14 protein-coding genes are annotated in these 22,311 nt (G+C 72.8%); 11 read left to right on the top strand and 3 right to left on the bottom strand.

Annotated elements, in window-relative coordinates:
* Positions 1 to 144: 144 nt before the first annotated feature.
* Both ACIBUY_RS02915 and ACIBUY_RS02910 read right to left on the bottom strand, forming a co-directional pair.
* The gene (locus ACIBUY_RS02915) at positions 145 to 2,325 is read right to left on the bottom strand and encodes a trypsin-like serine protease (protein ID WP_399151520.1); all 2,181 of its coding nucleotides are present in this window, start codon (positions 2,323 to 2,325) and stop codon (positions 145 to 147) included.
* A gap of 79 nt (positions 2,326 to 2,404) precedes the next feature.
* A complete protein-coding gene (locus ACIBUY_RS02910; protein WP_399151519.1) occupies positions 2,405 to 2,923 on the bottom strand; it encodes a hypothetical protein in 519 nt (172 codons plus the stop codon).
* A gap of 344 nt (positions 2,924 to 3,267) precedes the next feature.
* Here ACIBUY_RS02910 and ACIBUY_RS02905 point away from each other — a divergent pair, with 344 nt between their 5' ends.
* Complete coding sequence (locus tag ACIBUY_RS02905; RefSeq protein ID WP_399151518.1) at positions 3,268 to 7,176, top strand: polymorphic toxin-type HINT domain-containing protein; 3,909 nt, start codon at positions 3,268 to 3,270, stop codon at positions 7,174 to 7,176.
* On the top strand, positions 7,173 to 7,685 hold the full coding sequence (locus ACIBUY_RS02900) for a hypothetical protein (protein WP_399151517.1): 513 nt from the start codon (positions 7,173 to 7,175) through the stop codon (positions 7,683 to 7,685). The genes ACIBUY_RS02905 and ACIBUY_RS02900 overlap by 4 nt, the downstream gene beginning before the upstream one ends.
* Positions 7,686 to 7,767: 82 nt before the next feature.
* On the opposite strand, the gene ACIBUY_RS02895 is transcribed toward ACIBUY_RS02900, so the two are convergent.
* Entirely contained in the window at positions 7,768 to 9,033 is a 1,266-nt protein-coding gene (locus tag ACIBUY_RS02895) for an ROK family protein (protein WP_399151516.1), read from the bottom strand.
* Positions 9,034 to 9,222: 189 nt separating this feature from the next.
* Between ACIBUY_RS02895 and ACIBUY_RS02890 the strand changes: the two genes are divergently transcribed.
* The 9 genes from ACIBUY_RS02890 (at position 9,223) to ACIBUY_RS02850 (ending at position 22,285) form a co-directional block, all read left to right on the top strand.
* Positions 9,223 to 11,013 carry an RICIN domain-containing protein gene (locus tag ACIBUY_RS02890; protein ID WP_399151515.1) on the top strand — a complete coding sequence of 597 codons (1,791 nt, stop codon included), beginning with the start codon at positions 9,223 to 9,225 and terminating at the stop codon, positions 11,011 to 11,013.
* A 124-nt stretch (positions 11,014 to 11,137) separates the two neighbouring features.
* Positions 11,138 to 13,132 (top strand): hypothetical protein, encoded by a 1,995-nt coding sequence (locus ACIBUY_RS02885; RefSeq protein ID WP_399151514.1) that lies wholly within the window; start codon positions 11,138 to 11,140, stop codon positions 13,130 to 13,132.
* Positions 13,133 to 13,675: 543 nt separating this feature from the next.
* Positions 13,676 to 15,166, top strand: a complete 1,491-nt coding sequence (locus ACIBUY_RS02880; protein WP_365568396.1) for an NCS1 family nucleobase:cation symporter-1 — start codon at positions 13,676 to 13,678, stop codon at positions 15,164 to 15,166.
* A gap of 100 nt (positions 15,167 to 15,266) precedes the next feature.
* Positions 15,267 to 15,995 (top strand): aspartate/glutamate racemase family protein, encoded by a 729-nt coding sequence (locus ACIBUY_RS02875; RefSeq protein WP_399151513.1) that lies wholly within the window; start codon positions 15,267 to 15,269, stop codon positions 15,993 to 15,995.
* A 138-nt stretch (positions 15,996 to 16,133) separates the two neighbouring features.
* The gene (locus ACIBUY_RS02870) at positions 16,134 to 16,256 is read left to right on the top strand and encodes a glycoside hydrolase family 95-like protein (RefSeq protein ID WP_399151512.1); all 123 of its coding nucleotides are present in this window, start codon (positions 16,134 to 16,136) and stop codon (positions 16,254 to 16,256) included.
* A 32-nt stretch (positions 16,257 to 16,288) separates the two neighbouring features.
* The gene (locus tag ACIBUY_RS02865; protein ID WP_399151511.1) at positions 16,289 to 16,870 is read left to right on the top strand and encodes a nucleotide exchange factor GrpE; all 582 of its coding nucleotides are present in this window, start codon (positions 16,289 to 16,291) and stop codon (positions 16,868 to 16,870) included.
* A gap of 6 nt (positions 16,871 to 16,876) precedes the next feature.
* A complete protein-coding gene (locus ACIBUY_RS02860) occupies positions 16,877 to 18,466 on the top strand; it encodes an Hsp70 family protein (protein WP_365568387.1) in 1,590 nt (529 codons plus the stop codon).
* A gap of 37 nt (positions 18,467 to 18,503) precedes the next feature.
* Positions 18,504 to 21,158 (top strand): hypothetical protein, encoded by a 2,655-nt coding sequence (locus ACIBUY_RS02855; RefSeq protein ID WP_399151510.1) that lies wholly within the window; start codon positions 18,504 to 18,506, stop codon positions 21,156 to 21,158.
* The gene (locus ACIBUY_RS02850; protein ID WP_365568381.1) at positions 21,155 to 22,285 is read left to right on the top strand and encodes a hypothetical protein; all 1,131 of its coding nucleotides are present in this window, start codon (positions 21,155 to 21,157) and stop codon (positions 22,283 to 22,285) included. The genes ACIBUY_RS02855 and ACIBUY_RS02850 overlap by 4 nt, the downstream gene beginning before the upstream one ends.
* Positions 22,286 to 22,311: the final 26 nt, after the last annotated feature.

Below are 22,311 nucleotides of genomic sequence, written 5' to 3'. Positions count from 1 at the left end.
CCTGACGCGGCGGCGCGGCGACCCCGTGGCTACCGCCACGGGTCTCCAGACGCCCTTCTGCGCCGGGGGGGGGTGCCGGCGCAAAGGGGGGGGCCCCCGGCACCCCGGCGGGGTCCCCGGGGCCACCCCCTTCGTGCTGCGTGATCAGCGCGCCGCGACGCCGAAGTCCGCGCCCGCGGCGGGCAGTCCGCCCGTGCCGGGCTGGTACGTCGTCACCGGGGCGACGGTGCCGCCGGCGGTCACGTTCGACAGCGGCAGCGCGTACAGGGTGCCGTAGGCGGACGGGCCGTAGGGCATTCCGGCGTAGAGCTTGGTGCCGGTGAAGTGGAGGCTCTTGCCCAGGGCCTGGTTCGCGCCGGCCGGGCCGGGGATGCCGTCGCCGTCGCCCGCCTCGATCCAGCGGTCGTTGGCGCCGGCCGTGCCGAGCAGCGAGAACGTGTGGATCGCACCGGCCTTGGTGGCGGTGCCGATCGCCTCGCCGGGCACGCCGACCGCGAGCTTCATCGTCGCCTCGGTGGAGACGGCGCGCGGCGCGGTGTTGATCGCCGTGACCGTCTCGCCCATGCGGTCGCCCGCCTCGGAGGTGCCGGAGACGTCGTCGTCGGCGGTGCCCTGCTTCAGCTCGCGCAGCTCGCTCCAGGTGCCGTCGGCCTTGATGCGGACGAGGACCACGCGACCCGCGTCGAGCCGGTTCTCGGTGCCGACGACGACGCCCTCACCGGGGGAGCCGATCGCCAGGATCGACTCGGTGGCGGCCGCGGCGCCCGAGGGACGGTACGCGGTCATGGCCAGCGAGGCGCTGAACTCGTCGCCCTCCTCGGCCGACCCGGAGATGGTGTCCATGTCCTGGTCGATGCCGCTGATCGGGGTCGGGATCTTGTCCGCGTTCAGCTTGTTCGGGTTGAAGATCACCATGCCGCCCGCGTCGACCTTGGCCCCGATGTTCTCGTTCGGGCCGCCGATGGCGAGGTGGTTGGCGTTGCCCGCGACGGCGGCGCCGAAGCGGTCGTTCGCCTCGGGGGAGCCGGGGACGTCCGTCTTGTCCTGGTGGATCGAGACGCTGGTGCCGCTGTGCACGTAGAACGCGGCGCCCGCCTTCTTCACCGTGCCGAGCGCCTCACCGGGGACACCGATCAGGACGTACGGTTCACCGGCCTGGGTGGTGCCGGCGGCGAGGGCGTGGCCCATGCGGTCGTCCACCTCGGAGGTGGAGCCGGCGATCGTGCCGGTGCCCGCCCCCTGCTCGAGGTGGGTGGCCTTCGTGGCGCCGCTGCCGAGGCCGCCGGGACCGCCGTAGAACACGTCGACGAAACCGGAGTCGGTCGCGCTGCCCACGTCCTCGGAGGGGGAGCCCGCCACGAGGTCGGTGTAGCCGTCCTCGTCGTAGTCGACGGTCGCGAGGGTCTCGCCGAAGCCGTCGTTCGTCTCGGCGGCACCGGCCACCCAGTCGAGGTCCTGGGTGATCTCGGCGGTGCCCTTGCCGCCGCCGAGCACGACGCGGATCAGGCCCGCGCCGGTGACGCCGCCGACGGTCGCCTTCGGGTCGGAGACCGCGATGTCCTCGACGCCGTCGCCGTTGAAGTCGGTGATGCGGGTCGCGCCGGTCTTGGCGCTCACCCACGAGGCGAGGTCGTCGACGCGGGACACGACGCCGTCGGTACGGGTCTCGGCCGCGTCGGTGCCGAAGCAACCGCCCTGGTACGACCGGCTGTTGAGGCCGACGAGGGTGGCCGTGCCGCCCGTCCCGCGCAGCACGGGGCCGCCCGCGTCGCCCGCGCACGCGGCCACGGACTTGCCGGTGACCGAGGCGGACGTGGCGTCCGCGCCGTTCACGGTGTAGGTGCCGGTGTGGGCGGCGACGGCCGACCACTCGGTCGTCGTGCGGCCGTACCCGGCGAACGTCAGCTCCTCGCCGGCGGCGGGCGCGGTGGCGGCCAGGGCGACCGGCGCGATCGTCGTGACGGGGCGGCTCATCCGGGCCAGGACCACATCGCGGTCGGTGCGCGGGGCGAGTTCGACGATCCGGCGCTGCTCGGTCGTACCGACGACGGCGGTCGTCGGCGACTTCGGCGCACCGGTGGGCACGGCGCCCGTGGCGTCGGCGAAGCAACTGGCGGCCGTCAGCAGCCACTCGGTGTCGACGAGCGTCGCGGAGCAGCCGCGGTCGTGGTCGCCGACGGTGATCTGGGCGGTGTACGCGTACGACGTCGGCGCGGCGGCGGCACCGGTCACGGCCTGCGCGGGGGCGCCGGTGAGCACACCGGACACGACGCCGGCGGCGAGCAGGGTGCTCGTCAGCGCGGCGCGGGGGCGTATGTGAGACACGTTGATGTTCCTGGGGTTCGGTGCGCGCTGACGGGCGACGGGCGCGCGGAGAAGGAGTGCGGGACCGGCGGGACCGGGGTCAGCCGGTGACGCGGATCTCGACGAGGACCGAGCGCAGGCCCGAGTCCCCGGATTCGCCGACCGGAGTGAGGTCGTTGGCGGGGGCGCTGACGACGGTGTCCTGGCCCTCGGCGGTCAGCGTGGCCTTCACCGGGTGGTCCTGGGTCCAGATGCTGAAGGTGTCGGGCAGTTCGAGCGTCAGGAAGCCGGACTTGGCGTTGGTCTTGAAGCAGAAGACGCCCTTGCGGGACTCGATCGCGATGTTCGAGGCGTCGGCGCAGTCGCCGAGCGTGGTGGCGTCGGTGAGCCAGACGTGGCCGTCGCCGCGCTTGAGGGTGACCCCGCGCTCGGCCAGGACCTTGGCGGAACCCGGGTAGTTGAAGTCCTCGACCAGGCTCGGCACGTCGGAGGCCGCGGCCGCGGCCCGGGGGGCGGCGGGGGCGCTCTGCGGGAGGGCAAGCGCGGTGACGCCGAGGCCCAGCGCGAGGGCAGCGGTGAGACCGCCCAGAAGGGTCTTCCGGGCAGGGGATATCGCCATGGATTCCTCACAGGGAGATGACATATGGAGCAAATGTGCTCGCCAGGTAATCACTAGGGTTGGCTAAAGTAAAGCACATGTAAGATCCGGACCGCGCACTTCCATTTCAGCGAAGACCTGCAGGAATGCCGGTTCTTGACGGTGTGTCATTTGTTATGGGTGTGTCAAGGTTTCGCATTCGCATTCACTTCCCCGCGATCTCCCAGAAAACGGACATAGCGCTGCGTGTCCCTTTTGGGAGTTCTCTTCGGGTGAGTGGTGATTGGTTAACGAAGGACCTTTAGGTGAATCGACCATTGCGCTCCATACGCCTGGGGCGAACGAACAGACCTCGCGGTGGCGGGATGCCGAGTGGGCTCGGGCTGCGGGCGGCTTGTGCGGCGGTGCTGTCCGTCACGCTGACGGCGACACTTCTGGGCACCACCCCCGCGTCCGCGGAGGACCCCGCGCCGACCGCGAACCGCGGCCTGGCGGTGGGGTACTGGCTCGATGGCGGCACCGGCATCAAGGAGGCGGCCGAGAAGGCGCTTCTGGGCTCGGACGACGACATCCGCCAGTTCCTCACGGACGCCCCCGCGATCGCGCAGATCGACGACCGGGTGGACGTCTCCCGTGTGGTGAACGCCGGTGGTCCGGCGGTGCGGGCCGCGGCGAAGCAGGCGCTCGCAGGCACACCGGCCGACGTCGAAGCCTTCCTGGACACGGGCTGGAAAGCCCCGAACGAGCAGGACCTGCGGGTGCAGGCCACCTCCGTCGTGAACTACGGCGGCCCCGGGGTGCAGGACGCGGGCAAGGCGGCGCTGCTCGGTACCGCCGCGGACGTCAAGCAGTTCCTCGAGGCCGGTCAGTTCACGGCACAGGCGACCGACGACCGGGTCGAGGTCACCAAGCTCTACAACTCCGGCGGCGTCAACGTGAAGGCCGCCGCCAAGCTGGCGTTGATGGGCACGCCCGACGACATCGTCGAGTTCCTCGAGGTCGGCCAGTTCGTCGCGCGCAACCGTGACCAGGAATACGCCACGATCGCGCAGCTGACGGCGCAGGCGGAGAAGGCGGGCAAGCAGGCCGAGGAGGCCACGGAGAAGGCCGAGGAGGCGTCCGCGAAGGCGATCGCCGCCGCGGCCCTCGCCCAGGAGGCCGCGGAGAAGGCCGCCCGCGAGACCGAGGCCGCCAAGAACGACGCCAACCGCGCCTCGGTGAAGGCGAAGCAGGCCGCCGACGCCGCCCGCGCGGCCGCAGAGGCCTCGCAGCAGGCGATCGGCGCGGCCAACGCCGCCAACCGCTCGGCCCGCCGCGCGGCACTCGCCGCCGCGCAGACCGCAAACGCGGCAGCCGCCGCGGCCGAGGCCGCGGGCCGGGCCTCCAGTGCCGCGTACGCCGCGAGCCTGGACAAGGACAAGGCGCAGGCTGCCCGGGACCGGGCCGCCGAGGCGCGCAAGGCCGGGGAGCTGGCGAAGAAGTCGGCCAAGGCCGCCGAGCAGGCAGGCAAGGCGTCGCTGGCCGCAGCCGACGCGGCCGCCGCCTCGCGCAGCGCGACCGGCAACGCCAACAAGGCCGCCGACGCCGCCGACGACGCCGCCGACTACGCGGCAGCCGCCGGTGGTTCCTCGGCCGAGGCCCGTGCCGCCGCGGCGGAGACGCGCCGCCACGCGAACGAGGCCAACCGGGCCGCCAACGCCGCCGAGGCGCTGGCCCGCAAGTCGGCCTTGGCTGCCAACGAGGCGCGGGACGCGGCCAACTCGGCCGCCACGCACGCCGAGAACGCCGCGGCGGCCGCCGAGGAGGCGGCCGCGCACGCCGGTGAGGCCGCCGACCAGGCAGCCGAGGCCAAGAAGCAGGCCGCCGCCGCCAAGACGGCCGCGGACACCGCCACCGCGGCGGTCGCGACCGCGCAGAAGACCTTCGACATCGCCCGCGAGACCGAGGCCGAGGACCTCAACACCCGTACCAACGCGGGCGTCGAGTCCGCGATGACGCACAAGGCGACGGCCGACGAGTTCACGGTCGAGGTCTCGAAGTCGGTCGTCGAGGGCCAGTCCATCGTGGACGACACCAAGGCCCTGGCCGTCGAGGCGGACAAGCCCGGGGCCGACCAGGCCGCCATCGCCACCAAGGGCCGCGCGGTGGCGCTGCGCTCCCTGGAGTACTTCGGCTCCTGGCGCAAGGACGCCGCAGCCGAGGCCCTCGCGGGCACCGACGCCGACGTGATCGCGTACCTCAAGACCGGGTACGGCAAGGCGGTTGCCGACGAGACGCGCCAGCAGGTGACCGACCTCGCCTCCGACAGCCCCTACGAGGCCGTGCGCACCGCGGCGACCGCGGTCCTGAACGGTACCGACCAGCAGATCCTCGACTTCTACACCACAGGTCAGCACGAGGCCGCGAACGCCGACTACCGCGTCGCCGTCACGAAGCTTGCCAACGACGGTGGCCCCGGCGTCAAGGAAGCCGCCAAGACGGCCCTGGCCGACGGGAGCACCGCGGCGCTGCTCGACTTCCTCAACAAGGGGCAGTACACGGCCCAGCAGGCCGACGAGCGGGTGACCAGCACCACCCTGTTCAACAACGGTGGACCCGAGGTCAAGTCAGCGGCGAAGATCGCCCTGGCGGGGTCCGCCGACGAGGTGCACAAGTTCGTCCAGGCCGGCCAGTACATGGCCGACCGCAAGGACCAGCTCGCCGCCACGCACGTCGCGCAGGTCGAGCGGCTCATCGCCGAGGGCCAGGAGATCGCCGCCGAGGCCCGCAAGAACAGCGCGCTCGCCGCGCAGGCCTCCTACCTGGCGCAGAACGCCTCCGACCTGGCCGAGCAGGCCAGGGTGGAAGCGGAGACCAGCGCCGGGGAGGCCAAGGGGTACGCCGACGACGCCGACGCGGCCGCCGACCGGGCCGAGACGAGCGCCGCGCAGGCCAAGACGTCCGCGACCACGGCGCGCGCCGCCGCGACCCGGGCGAACCAGGACGCCGTCGCTGCCGAGGAGTCGGCCGCTCAGGCCGAGTTCTCCGCCGACTACGCGCGTACCTCGGCGTACGAGGCACAGGAGGCGAGCGACCGTGCGCACGCGGACGCGATCGCCGCGGGCAAGAGTGCCGACGACGCGAAGGCCGACGCCACCGCCGCGTGGAAGGACGTGGTCAAGAAGCGCGAGGCCGAGGAGGCCGAGCAGCGTCGCCTCGCCGAGGAACGCCGCAAGAAGGAGCGGGAGGCGGAGGCGAACAAGCCCAAGTGCTACATCCCGATGAACCGGGACAGCCTGCCGCCGTGCGCCCTGGCCGGTCAGGAACTCGTGTTCCCCACGATCGACCCGACGATGAAGGAGATCGTCTGGGAGGTCCTCGGGATCAACGACGCGAAGAAGTGCATCGAGAACCCGGCTCTCGGCCAGTGCGCCCTGGCCGCGATGAGCTTCCTGCCCGTCGGCAAGCTCAAGCTCCTCAAGAAGGGCGTCGAGGGCGTCGAGGGAGCGATCGACAGCAGCCGGGCCGCACGTATGGCCCAGAAGTGCGCCCAGTGTTTCCTCGCGGGCACGAAGGTCGTCATGGCCGACGGCTCGACGAAGACCATCGAGTCGGTCCAGGTCGGCGACGCGGTACGCGCCTCGGACCCGGTCACAGGTGAGACCGGGTCCCGCAAGGTCACGGACCTGATCGTCACCGAGGGCGACAAGTACTTCGCCGAACTCACCCTCGCGACGCCCGGCGGCGCGGAGAAGCTGACGGCCACGGAGGAGCACCCGTTCTGGTCCCCGTCCGAGCAGCGCTGGGTCGAGGCGGCCGACCTCGAGCCGGGTATGACCCTGCGCACGGACACCGGTGACACCGTCACCGTCTCTGCGACCCGGTTCTTCCCTCAGTACGCGCGGACCTACAACCTCACCGTCGAGGGTCTGCACTCGTACTATGTGCTGGCGGGCGGCACTCCGCTGCTGGTCCACAACAGCCGGTGCCTCGTCGGCAACGTGCTCGGGCCCAAGGGCGAGTCGTTGTGGCTGCCCAAGGGGCGCAAGGCCGTTGCCACCACCGACAAGGGCAGCGGCTGGGTCTACGAGATCAAGAAGGGTGAGGCCGCGGCCAACGGGCTCCACGACCGCGTCGCCTACGTCCGTGTGATGGACCCGGTCACGAAGGGCAAGTACCAGTACCCGAACGGCTATGTGATCTATATGGACGAGGCGGGCCATTCCATGAACCCCATCACGGGGCAGGTCGGAATCCCGAACAGTGACCCCTACAACCACATCGCGATCCCATGACACGTATCGAAGACCACTTCATCGGCGCCGTGGACGGCATGCAGGGCGTTCCCACCGACTGGGATCCGCTGCGCGAGTCCGACGCACTGCAGGAAGCCGCCCTCCTCGACTGCCGGGTGTGTCCGCTGACCGGCCGTGCCGGGCTGCTCCTGGACATGCGTACGGCCCTGCAGTACCGCACGGGGAACGCGGCCCTTCTGGTCGTACGCGGACTGCGGTCGTTCAGCTGGAGGGAGACGCCTCCGGAGGTTGAGCTGTTCAACTTTCCGGTGGGGTCGAGCTCTCCCTCCATGACCAAGGGGGCCTGGCGGATCGACCTCGGCCTCTTCCTGGACGGCGAACTGTCCGTCGAGGGCAGGGCGGCGGACTTCCGTCTGCTGGAAGTCCGCGGAGTGCCTGAGATGCTGCCGGACTACTCGGGCCGCCGGCTCGACCAGGTGCGCCACGCACTGCCCTGGTGGGACGCGGAGTGCACGGTGCTGGAGTGGTCCAGCACGGACAGCGGCTGACACAGAGGTACGGCCATGACCGAAGCGGCCCGCCGGGGTTCCCCCTTGGCGGGCCGCTTCGCCGTGTGGGCCGCGAACGGCCTCAGCCCATCCCACCCGGATCCCGATACACCCCGTCCAGCGCCAACTGCGCCCCGCCCCGCGCCGCCGCCGCGAACCCGAGCCCCGACAGGACCACCTCGCAGCCGCCGCCGTCGGGCGCGATGACCCGCTCCCGCACCACCTCGCGGACGCGGTCGAGCATCAGGTCGCCGATGTGCGTGAAGTAGCCGCCGAGGACCACCAGGCCGGGGTTGAGGAGGTCCGCGAGCAGGGCGATGCCCAGGCCCAGGGCGTCCGCGACGCGGGACATCGCCTCCAGGGTGCGCGCGTCGCCGGCCTCGGCACGGGCGTGGAGTTCGGCCAGGCGCAGCTCCAACTCGACGGCGGGGTCGTGGACTTCGTCGTCGGGGTCGGCCGCGAGGCGCAGGATCGCGTCGAGGCCGACCATCGTCTCCCAGCAGCCGCGTCGCCCGCACACGCAGGGACGGCGCTCCGGGTCGAGCGGCATGTGGCCGACCTCGCCCGCGAAACCGGCGAAGCCGCGCAGCAGCCGGCCGTCGCTGATGATGCCCGCGCCGATGCCGCGCTCGCCCGTGATGCAGACCATGTCGTGCACCTGCGTGTCCTGGGCGCGCAGGTACTCGGCGACGGCGCCCAGCTTCGCGTCGTTCTCCACGGCGAGGGGGAGCGCCGCGGCCGGTGCGAGGCGCGTGCGCAGGCCCTCGGTCACCGGGACGTCCCGCCAGCCGAGCGCGGGCGCGTACGCGACGACGCCGGAGGCCGTGTCGACGACACCGGGCACGGCGAGCGAGAGGCCGACCGGGCGGATTCCGTCGCGGGCCAGGGCCGTGGTGCAGTCGGTGACCGCCCGCGCCGTCAGGTCGAGGACCGCGTCGGCCCCGGCGGCGCCCGCGGCGAGCGGGCTGCGGTGCTCGTACGCCGTCCTGCCGTTGAGGGTGAGGGCGAGGACATGGACGTAACTCGTGCTGATCTCGACACCGATGCCGCAGATGTTCCGTCCGTCGACGTGGACGAGGGTGCCGGGGCGGCCCACGGAACCCTCGCGCGCCGTCGAGCCCTCGCCCGCGAGGCCGAGCTGGACCAGCTCGGCGACCAGGCTGGTCACCGTCGGCTTGGGCAGGCCCGTGTCCGTGGCGATCCGGGCGCGCGAGCGCGGGCCCTGGTCGCGCAGGATGCGCAGCACCAGGGCCAGGTTGGCGCGGCGCACGGAGCCGCGGTCGCGCGGCCGGGACGGCCCGGACAGGGCGGTGTGCTCCGGCGTCGTCGCGCGCAGGTCGGCCTTCACTCGGTCCTCACCTCTTGTGTTCCTCACATCATGGCAAAGCGCCCGGTTCCAGCGGCAGTTGGGTAAGGGCGCCGTGCCGTGGGTCTTGACAGCCTCCCCTATTAGTTCGGATCGTAGTCGAACTAATTCAGTGCGGGAGAGGAGCACTCTGTGTCAGCCCGTTCCAGCCGTTCCAGAGCAAGAGGCGTCATGGCCCTTGCGGCCGTGGCCGCCGTCCTCGGCGGCGCGGCGGCGTCAGGCCCGGCCACCGCGGACACCCCCACGTACACGGTGACCGTCGGGGCGAAGGGGCCGTGGACGAACCCCGACGACTCGCCCGCCGCCACCTTCATCGACAAGGACGGCACGTTCCACTACCAGTCCGCGCACGCCCTGTACGACGTGAACGACCCGCGCGAGTGGGGCTTCTACACCGGCAAGGACTTCGACTCCGCCCCGCGCGACGCCGCGCTGAGCGACGCGGTGAACCCGGCGAACGCCGACGACCGCAACAACGACACCACGTGGCGGTGCAACAACAGCCCGACGGGCCGCGAGGCCAGCTACGCCCCCGCGGGATCGCACTACGCGCAGAAGAACTACTGCGACCTGATGGGCGTGTGGGTCGACCCGGACACCGGCGACTGGTACGGGCTCGTGCACAACGAGTTCACCCCGCAGCCCTTCGGCGACGGGCTGCACTACGACGCCATCGACTACGCCGTCTCCAAGGACCAGGGCCACACCTGGGACATCAAGTCCCACGTACTGAGCTCGCCCTACAGCACCAAGCGCGGTGACACCGCGGCCTTCCCGAACGAGACGTACTACTACGGCGACGGCGACCCGCGGCTCTTCGTCGACACCGCCTCCGGCTACTTCTACGTCTACTACAACTCCCGCGTCATCCCGAAGGGCGGCGTCCCCGGCGGCTGGACCGACGGCAGCCGCGCGCACGTCGCCCGCGCGCCCATGTCCGGGAAGATGGCGCCCGGTTCCTGGAAGAAGTGGTACGACGGCGCCTGGTCGCAGCCCGGCATCGGCGGCCTCGAAAGCAACATGGAGCCGGTCGACGCCACGCACACCACGGGCTACACCCCGGTCGCGCACGACTACGACCCGGCGAACAAGGGGACCGTCGCCCAGCAGCAGGCCGCCGGTGAACTCCCTGCGAAGGCCGACCTGTTGACGATGAACGTCAGCTACGACGCCTACCTCGGCCTGTACATCGGCCAGCCCGAGGCCATCGTGCAGGACAGCAGCGAACCGCAGCGGTTCTACGCCACCGACGACCTGGCCACGCAGAAGTGGCGGCTGCTCGGCGACACCGGCGCCTACAAGACGGGCTCCTGGTACCGGTGGATGCTCGACCCGGTGAACAAGTCCGGGTCCACCATCCTCGGCAAGAAGTTCCGCAGCTACTGCTCGTTCCAGTGCTCGGGCGGGGTGAGCGGCGAGTACTACGAGACGACCGTCGGGACGAACGCCCCGGCCGCGCCCGTCGCCACCGGCACCCCGTACGTCATCGGCAACGGCGCCGGCCGCTCCCTCGCGGTGAGCGGGCGGAGCGTCACCTCGGTCGCCTCCGACAACGGCTCGCAAGCGGGCAGTTGGACCTTCACCGCGAACGGTGACGGCTCCTACCGCATCGCGAACGCCGCCACCGGACAGCTCCTCGGCGTCGACTCCACCCGCAACGCGGGCCGCGCCTGGGGCGCCAAGCTCTCCGTCGCGACGGCGTCCGGCGGGCCGGCCGTCGGCCAGCAGTGGTTCGTCGTCCCCGGCCGCACCGTCGACGGCCGCGCCACCGGCACCTTCCACCTGGTCAACCGCTACAGCGGCCTGGTGATCGGGATGTCGGGCAAGAGCGGGCGGCTCGCCGAGACCACGCCCACCCGCGCCTGGACCGACACCAGCGGGAGCAGCGTCGGCGGTGCCCGTACGGCCGCCGAGCAGACCCTGACGCTCAAGCCCGCCGAGCGCGGACACCACCACCACTGAAGGTGCCACCACTGAAGGCGCCGCCACTGAAGGCGCCACCACTGAGGTGAGCGGGCGGGGCGTCGCACCCGGCGACGCCCCGCCCCGACGCCGCGTACCACCCCCGCACCAGAGGAGACCCCGCGTGCCCGCCGCCCGCTACCACCTGCGGTTCCAGATCCGTCCCGGCCGCGACGCCGGGCAACAGGCCCTGGAACTCGCCGAGTTCTGCCAGGAGGCGGGCGTCGACGAGGTCGTCCTGCTGCTCGCCGCCGAGGAGTTCCACAACGGGCACCCCTCCGGCGAGGCGGAGGACCGGCTCTACGACGCCACGGCCGCCACGGCGGCGATCCTGCGGGACGCCGGACTCGACGTCGGCCTCAACCCGTGGGTGACCACCGGGCACGCGGACCGCGGGCGGCGCGACCGGCACGGCTTCGCCCCCATGGTCGGCCCGGACGGGACCGTCGCCACCGCGCAGGCGTCGTTCGCGTGCCCGCTGTGGCGCTCCTGGCTGACCGCCCACTACGGCAGGTTCGCCGAACTCGGCCTGCGCGTCCTGTGGTTGGAGGACGACTTCCGCTACCACAACCACGCCCCGCTCGGCTGGGGCGGCGGCTTCGAACCCCTCATGCTGGAACGGCTCGCCGCACTCGTCGGCGCCCCCGTCACCCGCGAACAGGCCGTCGCCGCCGTCACGGCACCCGGCCGTCCCCACCCCTGGCGTGCGCTGCTCCAACAGGTGTGGCGCGAAGCCCAGTTGGAGGTGGCCCAGGCAGTCGCCGAGGCCGTCGACAAACACTCCGAGGGCCGCTCCCGGCTCGGCCTGATGAGCTCCGTGCCCGCCGCCCACAGCGTCGAGGGCCGGGACTGGGCCGCCCTGTTCGACGCGCTGTCCATCGACGGCGAGGCCGTGCAGCGCCCGCACTTCGCCGGATACGAGGACGGGCCAGGGCGTGAACTCAGCCGCTCCGTCTGGCTGTTGGAGCAGCAGCGCGCCCTGCGCCCGCCGGGCGTGCGCAGCGAACCCGAGATCGAGAACTGGCCGCACACCGCCTGGTCCAAGTCGGACACCCAGACCTGGTCCGAGCTGGTCACCGCCCAACTCTCCGGCGCGGACGCCCTGTTGCTCAACCTCCACCCGACCCACTCCGGCCGCGCCCGGCGCCACCCGCGCATCGCCGAGCTGCTGCGCCGCGCCCGGCCCGCCCTCGACCTGGTCGCCGCGCGCGCCCAGGACGAACAGGTCACCTGGGGCGTGGGCGTGCCGACGCGTCCCGATGCCGCCGCCCATGTCCGTACGAGCCGGGCGGGCCACCTCGGCGACCTGGTGGCTGACCCCGGGCCCACCGCCGACTTCCTGCTGCGCCTCGGCGTACCGGTCACCGCCGAACAGGCCCCGGTGCAGGCGCTGTTCGGGCAGGCGGCCCGGGCCTTCGACGACGCGGAACTGCGCCGCATGCTGACCGGCGGGCTCCTCCTCGACGGGACCGCCGCACAGATCCTCGACGAGCGCGGCTTCGCCGAGTGGACCGGCGTCACCGTCGACGGGATCGTGGGCCGCGAGGACACTGCCGGCGAAGGCCCGTACGCGTACGAGCAGACCGCCGACGGCACCGTCCTCAGCGTCAACGTCCAGCCCGCGCTCGCCCGACTGCGTCCCCGGGAACGTACCGACGTGTGGAGCACCATCTGTACACCGGACGGCCGGAGTTGGGGCGCCGGACGGTGCGTCCACACCAACGCTGGGGGCGGTCGCGTCGCCGTCCTCGCCGCGACCGCCCCCGCGCTGCTGCCCTGCGACGACGAAGGGCAGCGGCTGCTGCACGCCACCGTGCGCTTCCTGGAAGGTCCCGACCCCCGGCTGCCGCTGGTGAGCGGCGGCCCGTATCTGATCCCGCACCTGTCCCGCACCGCGGACGGCGGGGTCCGGCTCGCCGTCGTCAACGGCAGTGCGGATCCGGCCGTGCCCCTTGTCGCGCTCCCCGGTGACGCGACAGGAGCCACGGCGTGGATGCTCGCCCCGCTCGGTGTGCCCGTGCGGGTGCCGGTGGGTGCGGAGGACGATCGTGTCCTCACCGTGTGGGGTGAAATCCCGCACCGGGCCTGGGTGTTGGTGGACTGGACTCCGGTCGGCTGAGCGCCTCGCGCCGGCCCGGGTACAGCTGGTCCGCGTCCGCCGTGAAGGACTCGAAGGCGCCGCGCAGCTCCTTGTGGTCGTTCGCGTACGCAGCCGCAGCGCGTTCATGCCGCCGGAGACGATCGGCGTGGTCGCCTTCATGCCGAGCCGGTCCTGGTGGAAGCGCGGGCCCTCGGCCGCGTCGCCCTCCATCTTTCCGTATCCCAGGTACGAGGAGCCGAGCGGGTCGGGGACGTAGTGCAGGACGAGGGTGGACGAGGGCGGACACGGCGCAGCCGATGCCGCCGCAGTAGGCGACGGTGGTGCGCCGGCCGACCCGGTCGCCGATGACGCCGACGGCGAGGATCACGGCTACGCGCTCGCGCCGCTCAGCGACTTCGATCTTGGGCTCAGGGGGTCTTCAGCTCAGGGGGGTCTTGACTCCCTTCTCCGTTCAACCGAAGATTGGTATACCAAAACCATTGACCGACCCTCCCCGGCGCTCTAGCGTCACTCCGCAATGAGGAAACGAAATTCCTCTATGTGGAAGCGAGGGAGCGCGTCATGGTCGCCGTGCACGAACAGAGCCCCACAGTCACGGCTGAGGTGCCGGACGGGACCAGTCCCGGTCTCTACAGTCCCGACCTCGCCCCGACGCGCAGAGAGGGCAGGCGCTGGGGCGCGTACAACGTCTTCACGCTGTGGGGCAACGACGTGCACAGCCTCGGCAACTACGCCTTCGCGATGGGCCTGTTCGCCCTCGGGATGAGCGTCTGGCAGATCCTCATCGCCTTCGCCATCGCCTCCGCGCTGCTCTTCGGACTGCTCACGCTCTCCGGCTACATGGGCCACAAGACCGGCGTCCCGTTCCCCGTCATGAGCCGCATCGCCTTCGGCATCCGGGGCGCGCAGATCCCCGCGGCCGTGCGCGGAGCCGTCGCCATCGCCTGGTTCGGCATCCAGACCTACCTCGCGTCGTCCGTGCTGCGCGCCGTCGTCAAGAAGCTCGCGCCGGGTGCCGCCTCGCTCGACCACAACTCGATCCTCGGCCTGTCCACGCTCGGCTGGATCACCTTCGTCGCGCTGTGGATCGTCCAGGTCGTCATCGTCAGCTACGGCATGGAGCTGATCCGCAAGTACATGGCGTTCGCCGCGCCCGCCATCCTCATCACGATGTGCGCCCTGGCGGCCTGGATCCTCACCAAGACGGACTTCTCCGTCGCTGTCTCCACCGGCAGCGCGCCCACCGGACTCGACGCCTGGCGGCAGATCCTCGAGAGCGCCGCGCTGTGGGTCGTCATCTACGGCACGTTCGTCCTGAACTTCTGCGACTTCACCCGCTCCGCCAAGAGCCGCCGCGCCATCGTCGCCGGCAACCTCGTGGGCATCCCGCTCAACATGCTGTTCTTCGCCGGGATCGTCGTGGTGCTGTCCGGCGGCCAGTTCAAGCTCGACGGGCACGTCGTCGCCGGGCCCGAGGACATCGTCGCGACCATCCCCAGCACCCCGCTGATGGTGCTCGCCTCGGTCGCCTTCCTCACGCTGACCATCGCCGTCAATCTGCTGGCGAACTTCGTCGCCCCGATCTACACCCTGGTCAACCTGTTCCCGCGCAAGCTCGACTTCCGCAAGGCCGGACTGGTCAGCGCCGTCATCGGCCTCGTCATCCTGCCGTGGAACCTCTACAACTCGCCGACCGTCGTCAACTACTTCCTCGGCGGCCTCGGCGCCCTGCTCGGCCCGGCGTTCGGTGTCGTCATGGCCGACTACTGGCTGGTGCGCAGGACACGGGTCAACGTGCCCGCCCTCTACACCGCCGCCGCCGACGGCGACTACCACTACCGCTCCGGCTTCCACCTGCGCGCCGTCGGCGCCTTCGGCCCGGCCGCAGCGGTCGCCGTCGTCGTCGCCCTCGTGCCCGCCTTCACGTCGATCTCGGGCTTCTCCTGGTTCATCGGTGCGGGCCTCGCCGCACTGCTCTACGTCGTCCTCGCCGACCGCAGCCGACCGGCGCGGGACGTCGACGGCGAGGCGATCGCCGTCGACGCCGCCTGACCCGCCGAGGCCGCCCGGGCGCCCGGACGTCGCAACACCCTTGACCGCGACCGCCGTTCACGGTCGCGGCCCCGCACAGAAAGCAGCCACCATCACCGCCATGCGCATACTCGTCTGCAACGTCAACACCACCACGACGATGACCGACGCCATCGGCGCCCAGGCCCGGTCCGTCGCCGCGCCCGGCACCGAGATCGTGGCGCTCACCCCGGCGTTCGGCGCCGAGTCGGTCGAGGGTAACTACGAGAGCTACCTGGCCGCGATCTCCGTCATGGAGGCGGTGCGGGCGTACCCGGAGCCGTTCGACGCCGTCATCCAGGCCGGGTACGGGGAGCACGGGCGCGAAGGCCTGCAGGAACTCCTCGACGTACCGGTCGTCGACATCACCGAGGCCGCCGCCTCGACCGCGCAGTACCTCGGGCACCGCTACTCGGTCGTCACCACGCTCGACCGGGCCGTGCCGCTGATCGAGGACCGGCTGAAACTGGCCGGACTCACCGACCGCTGCGCGTCGGTGCGGGCCAGCGGGATGGCCGTCCTCGACCTGGAGCGGGATCCCGACGCCGCCGTCGAGGCGATCGTGGAGGAGGCCGCACGAGCCGTCGAGGTCGACCGGGCCGAAGTGATCTGCCTGGGCTGCGGCGGGATGGCCGGACTCGCGGAGCGGGTCAAGGAGCGGACCGGGGTACCGGTGGTCGACGGGGTCGCGGCAGCGGTGACCGTCGCCGAGTCCCTGGTGCGGCTCGGCCTGTCCACGTCGAAGGTACGCACGTACGCCACGCCCCGCACGAAGCTGATCCGGAACTGGCCTCCGCGTAGCGGGAGTTGACCCCGGGCCGGGAGCTGCGGGGCCCTCGCCCCCGCTGCTTCCGCGTGAGCCGCACCGGCCGTGCTCGGCCTGTCGCCCTTCGGAAGCCGCAGCGGCAGGCCGTGCGTCAGGAGCGTCGCCCCGGCGTGTTCGGCGCCGGTGCCGCTCGCCGCACTGCCCGACACCTGGGCCGACTCCGGCTCGGTCACCGGCGTCGGCGCCCGCGGCGGCTTCGCCGTGGACGTGACCCTGGAGCCGGGGCAGGCGGTGACGATCCGCTGACGCCCCGCGGCCGACTCCTCTAGGGTGATCGTGTGACGGAGCGTACGGGGAGCACGGGGAGCACGGGCGACGCGGTTCCGGAGGGATCGTCCGAACCGGCGGCGCTCGCGGCGGAGTTGGCCGCCGCGCTCGGCCGCCAGCAGGAACTGGCGCGCAGCCGCGAGGAGATCGTCACCCGGCTGCACGACGAGGTCGAGCGGCTGCGCCGCGGCGAGGTCGAGGCCGCCCTCGACCTCGTCCGGCAGTCGATGATCCGGCTGCACGACCAGATCCAGCGGCAGGCCGAGCACGTCAGCGAACCCCTCGGCGTGGACGAACTGCGGGCGCTGCTCGGCGCGTTGGCCGACGAGGCCGCCGACGCCGTCGCCCGCACCGGCGCCGAGCGCTACCGGCCCGAGCCGGGCGAGGAGTTCGACCGGGCGCTGCACCGCCCGGTGGCCAGGTCCGCGGCGCCCGCACCGGAGGCGGACGGCACCGTCGCCGCCGTCCGCACCGCGGGATTCGCCCGCGGCGAGCGGGTCATCCGCAAGGCCGATGTCGTCGTCGCGCGGTGGGAACCGCAGGCTTCCGTGGAAGCGGACGTGGAAGTGGACGTGGAAGTGGAAGGGGCGTAAGGAACCATGGCCGTGTACGGGATCGACCTCGGCACCACCTATTCGTGCGTGGCGCGCATCGACGAGGTCGGCAGGCCGACCGTGCTGCGCAGCATCGAGGGCACGGACACCACACCGTCCGTCGTGTACTTCGAGAGCGCCGACAGCGTCGTGGTCGGGCAGAGCGCCAAGGACGCCACCGTGCTCGATCCCGAGCACGTCGTGCAGTTGATCAAGCGGGACATGGGCGATGTGGTGCCGCGCGAGTTCCACGGCCGCCCGTACACGCCCGAGGAGATCTCCGCCCGCATCCTGCGCAAGCTCGCCGACGACGCCGAGGTCAGCGGCGGCGCCCCGGTGAAGGACGTCGTCATCACCGTGCCCGCGTACTTCGGCCTCGCCGAGCGCGACGCCACCCGCAAGGCCGGGGAGATCGCGGGTCTGAACGTGCTGGACGTCGTCGCCGAGCCCATCGCCGCCGCGCTCGACTACGGCGCGCTGGAAGGCCTTGACGAAGCCGGGGGCGGCGACCGGGCGGTCCTCGTCTACGACCTGGGCGGCGGCACGTTCGACACGACCGTACTGACGCTGCGCGGCCGGGAGTTGACCGTGCTGTGCACGGACGGCGCGAAGGAGCTCGGCGGCACCGACTTCGACGACCGGATCGTGCTGCACCTCGTGGAGCGGTTCCGGGAGCGGTTCCCCGACGCCGACGACCCGCTGGCCGACCCGCAGTCCGAGACGCAGCTGCGCAAGGACGCCGAGGACGCGAAGAAGACGCTGTCGTTCCGCGAGCGCTACACCGTACGCGTCATGCACCAAGGACTCGTCGAACCCGTCGAACTGACCAGGGAGTTGGTGCAGGACCTCACGCGTGATCTGCTCGACCGGACCGTCGACATCACGCAGCGCACCGTGGAGCTGGCCGCCGAGCGCGGGGTGAGCGCGTTCGACGCGGTCCTGCTGGTCGGCGGCGCCACGAAGATGCCCGCGGTCGCACAGGCGCTGCGCGACCGGTTCGGCTTCGACCCGCGCCTGCACAACCCGGACCTCGCGGTCGCGCGCGGCGCCGCCCTGTACGCCCTGGACCGGGCCGCGTTCATCCTCGCCGGCGCCGCGGACGGGACGCTCACCGAGGGCGAACTGCCGGATCTGGACGGGACGGGGCTCGGGCACCGCCCGTACGACATCACCACCGTCGCCTCGCGCGGCTACGGCATCAAGCTCACCCACTTCGACACCCGCGAGGACTACGTCACCCACCTCGTGCACGCCAACGACGTACTGCCCGCCTCCGTGACCGACACCTTCCACACCCTCGACGCGGGCCAGCGCCGCGTACTCCTGGAGGTCATGGAGCAGGCGGGTTCGGTGGAGTCGGACGACGTCGTGCACAACACGGTCGTCGCGCAGGGCACGCTGAAGATCCCGCCGAACAAACCGGCACGCTGGCCCATCCAGTGCGAGTTCACGCTGAGCGCGTCCGGACTCCTGAGCGTCGTCGGCACCGAGCACGAGACCGGCGAACAGGTCGAGATCAGCGTGCAGATCGGCGGGATGACCGAGGAAGCGGTGGGTCTGGCCCGCCAGGCACTCGGCGACCAGCGGCTGAGCTGACCGCCCTTCTTCGACGGGGCCGCGGGGGAACCGGATCATGCCGTACGAGTTCGACGAAGTCCGTTACCGCGCCGAGGTGTTGGACGCCGGTACGCCCGTGACCGGGGATCTGCGCGTGCGCTACCAGCTGCCGCGCCGCCTGGACGGGCCGGGTGTCACCGCGGCCGTCACCGCCGTGCGCGCCTGCTGGCGGCGCAGCCGCGGACGGCTCAAGTACCGCGCCGTAGTCGACGAGTTGGAGGCGGGCCACCTCGCCCACCGGGCACTCTTCGACGCGGCCGCGGGCGGTGACCTGGGGCCTCTGCGGGCCGCGCTCGACGCGCACGGGCGACAGTCGGAGGCCGACGTCGAGCGGCTGCGCACGGCCCTCACGGAGGCGGCCGACGGCCTCGGCCTGCTCGCCCCCGGGACCCTCGCGGAAGCCGCCGCCGCACACCGGGCCGACGAGCCGCGCCTGCGCGCCCTGCTCCCCGGCCTCGGCCTGCGCGTCACCGAGCCCGACCCGCTGCCCCCGACCGCCCCGCACCCCGCCTACGCGCGCGGCAGACGCCAGTTGGAGGTCCTCGGCCTTCGCCACCTCGCCGACTTCCTGGCCGCCGCGGCACCCGGCGGCCGGGCCGCACGGCCGGTCCGGGTGTTCGGCGGACCCGGGCCCGACAGGGCGGAACTGGAGGCGGCGGCCCGCCGCTGGGGCCGCCTGCCGCACGGCACCGCGCACACCGCGGCCCAGACCCTGGTCGCCGCCGTGCGCGCCGTGCACGCCGACGAGGGCTCCGCCGGACTTGTGCGCCTGCTCCTGTACGACGTGACGGTGCCGCTGCGCGAGCGCCGCGCGGCACGCGCTGCCGCCGGGTCCCTCCTGGCGTACGCGACAGGGGAGTTGGGCATCGTCGAGGCCGACGCGCGGCGGCTCGTCTTCGCCGTCCTGCACGAGGAGGGCGCCGACCCGGTCGCCGTCCGGCTCGGCCGGCTCGTCGCCGACGGCCGGCTCGTGGAGGCCGCGGCCGTCGCCGACCGGCTGCCGCCCGGCACCGCCGCCGACCTCGTCACGCAGGTGCGCGCCACCCTCGCGCAGGCCCGCGCGCTCGTCGACCGGGCACGGGCGCTGCCGCCCGCCGAGTCCGACCGTGCCTGGGACCTCATCGAGCGCGCCGAGGCGATCGTCCGCGACCTGCCCGGTGTCGACGCCGCCCGCCGCGACCTCGCCGTCGCCCCCGTCCCCGCGCTCACCGCGGCCCAGGAGGGCCCCGTCATCGTGGTGACCTGGGACCCCACCCCCTCGACCACCGGCGAACCCACCCACGTCCTGATCCGGGCCGCACACCACCGCCCGCGCACCCTGCGCGACGGAGTCCCGCTCACCCCGGCGTCCCCGCGCGCCACCTCGTACGAGGACCGGGACCCGCCCCCGAACGTCCCCCTGTACTACGCCGTCGCCGCCCGCCGCGGTGCCGAACCCGACGGCGCAGTCTCGGAGTTGAGGGTGTTCGGCCCGCTCGTGCACCGGCCCGAGGTCGCCGAGCTGCACCTGCGCGCCGGCGACGCGGAGGTCGCCGCCGCGTGGACCTGCCCGGCCGGGGCGGACTCCGTCGACGTGGTGCGCTCCGCGCCGGGCGCCCCCGACGTGGCCGTGCCCGCGCACCGGGACGGCTTCACCGACAGCACCCTGATCAACGGCACGGCGTACACGTACCGCATCCGCGTCGTCCACCGCGACGACGACGGACGCCCGGTGCGCACCGACGGCATCCGGCGCACCGTCACACCCCAGGGGGCGCCCGAGCCCGTCGCCGCGCTGACCGTCGGGCCCGCGCCCGACGAACCGGGACGCCTCCTGGCCCGGTTCACCCCGCCGCGGACCGGCACGGTGCTGCTGTACGGCTTCGACGCGGAGCCGCCGTGGACCACGGGCACCCGCATCCCCGCGGGCGCGCTGCCCGCGCAGCCGCTCGCCACCGCACCCGACCCGGAGGGGCTGCGGCTCGTGCCGCCGCAGCGGCCCACCGTCGTCCTCGCCGTCACCGTCGCCGACGACCGCGCCGTCACCGGCGGGCACGCCCTGGCCTGCGCCCAGACCCTCGGTACCCCGCGCCTGGCCCGGCACGGCGCGAGCGGGCCGCTCGTCGTCTTCGCCTGGCCGCAGGACGCGGGCGACGAGGCCGAACTGGTGTGGCGCGTGCCCGGCACCGGCGCCGAGCACCGCCGCACGGTGACCCGCGCCGCCTACGAGCAGGACACCGGCGTCCCCGTCCCGGAGGCCGACGGCGCCGGGGGCCTCGACGTGGAGGTGCGCCCGGTCGTCCGGCTCGGCGGGCTGCGCGCGCACGGCACCACCACCCGGGCCCACCTCGCGGGCCGCACCCACGTCGACTACCGGCTCGTCCGCGCGGGCCTGCCGGGACGCCGCACGGTCACCGCCGAGTTCACCGCGCAGACCCCGGTACGCGCCCACCGGCTGCTCCTCGTCGTCTCGCACGGCCGGGGCTGGCCCCTCGACGCGGCCGACGGCACGGTCCTCGCCGAGGCCCACGACGTGCTGCTCGCACCGGGCGCCCGCCTGACCGCCCCGCTGCCGCGCGGCCGCGAGCGGCGCTGGCTGCGCTGCTTCGCCGAACCCGCCGACGGCACGCCGCTGGTCCTCCGCGACCCCCCGCAAGGGTCGCTCAAACTGGGCAAGGAGCAAGGGAGTTGAGCAGTCTCACGCGACGCCGCCGCACCTGGGTGTGCCCGCACTGCTTCCGGCGGGTCGGCCGCGCGCAGATCGCGTATGCCTGCGTGTCCGGCGGCTCCGACTGCGCCGACGGCGCTGGCCTGCGGCGCGCCGACCCGCTCGCCGGACGCGCCGTGTGCACGGTCTGCCGCAGGTCCACGACCCGGCTGCGCTGCACGGCCTGCGACGGCCGCTTCCCCGAGGGGTATCTGCGCACCCCGGGACGGCTCGTCGCGCTCGCGGGTCCCGTCGGCTCCGGCAAGAGCACGTACATCGGCGTCCTGCTCCACGAACTCCTGCACCGCCTCGGCGCCGAACTCGACGCCGCGCTCATGCCCTGCGACGACGCGACGATGGCCGACTACCACGAACGCTACGAACGTCATCTGTACGAGGCCCGGCACACCGTCCCCAAGACCGCGGCGGGGGGCGGGAGTTCACCTCTCGTGTACCGGCTCGGCAGGACCCGGCGAGGCCGCTTCGGGCGCAGGCGCGAGCGGGTCCTGACGCTGGTTTTCCTCGACACGGCGGGCGAGCACTTCACGTCCCAGGACCGCGTGGAGAGCGAGCTGCGCTATCTCGCCGAGGCGGACGCCGTGATCGTCCTCGTCGACCCGCTCGACCTGCCGGGCAGCCCGCTCGACCGGCCCGTCGGCGGGCCGGGCACCTCTGGCGGTTCGATCGAGGTGCTGACCCGCCTGCTCACCCATCTGCGGGCCGCGCACGGCACGGCGGGCGACGAGAAACTGACGCTGCCGGTCGCCGTGGCGCTCACCAAGGCCGACCTGCTGTGGCCGCACCTGCCCGACAACTCGCCGCTGCACCGCGGCCGCCGCCCGGGCCCCGTCTTCGACGCCGACGACCGGCTCGCCGTCCACACCGAACTCGACGCCCTGCTGCGCCGCTGGAACGAGGACCAACTCCCGCTCAGGCTCGACCGGTTCTGCGCCACGTACCAGTTGTTCGCCCTGTCCGCCCTCGGCCACGCGCCGCACGCCACGGGCGGCCGGCTCGGCGACGGGGGAGTGGTGCGGCCGCACCGGGCGGAGGACCCGCTGATGTGGCTGCTGCACCGGTTCGGAGTGCTCGACGAGACGGGCGGGCGGTGAACGGTAGGTGAGGGACGGCGCGTTGG

Source organism: Streptomyces sp. NPDC050085 (genome assembly GCF_044460595.1).
Classification (GTDB): domain Bacteria; phylum Actinomycetota; class Actinomycetes; order Streptomycetales; family Streptomycetaceae; genus Streptomyces.
This window is presented reverse-complemented; position numbering and strand designations above follow the sequence as displayed.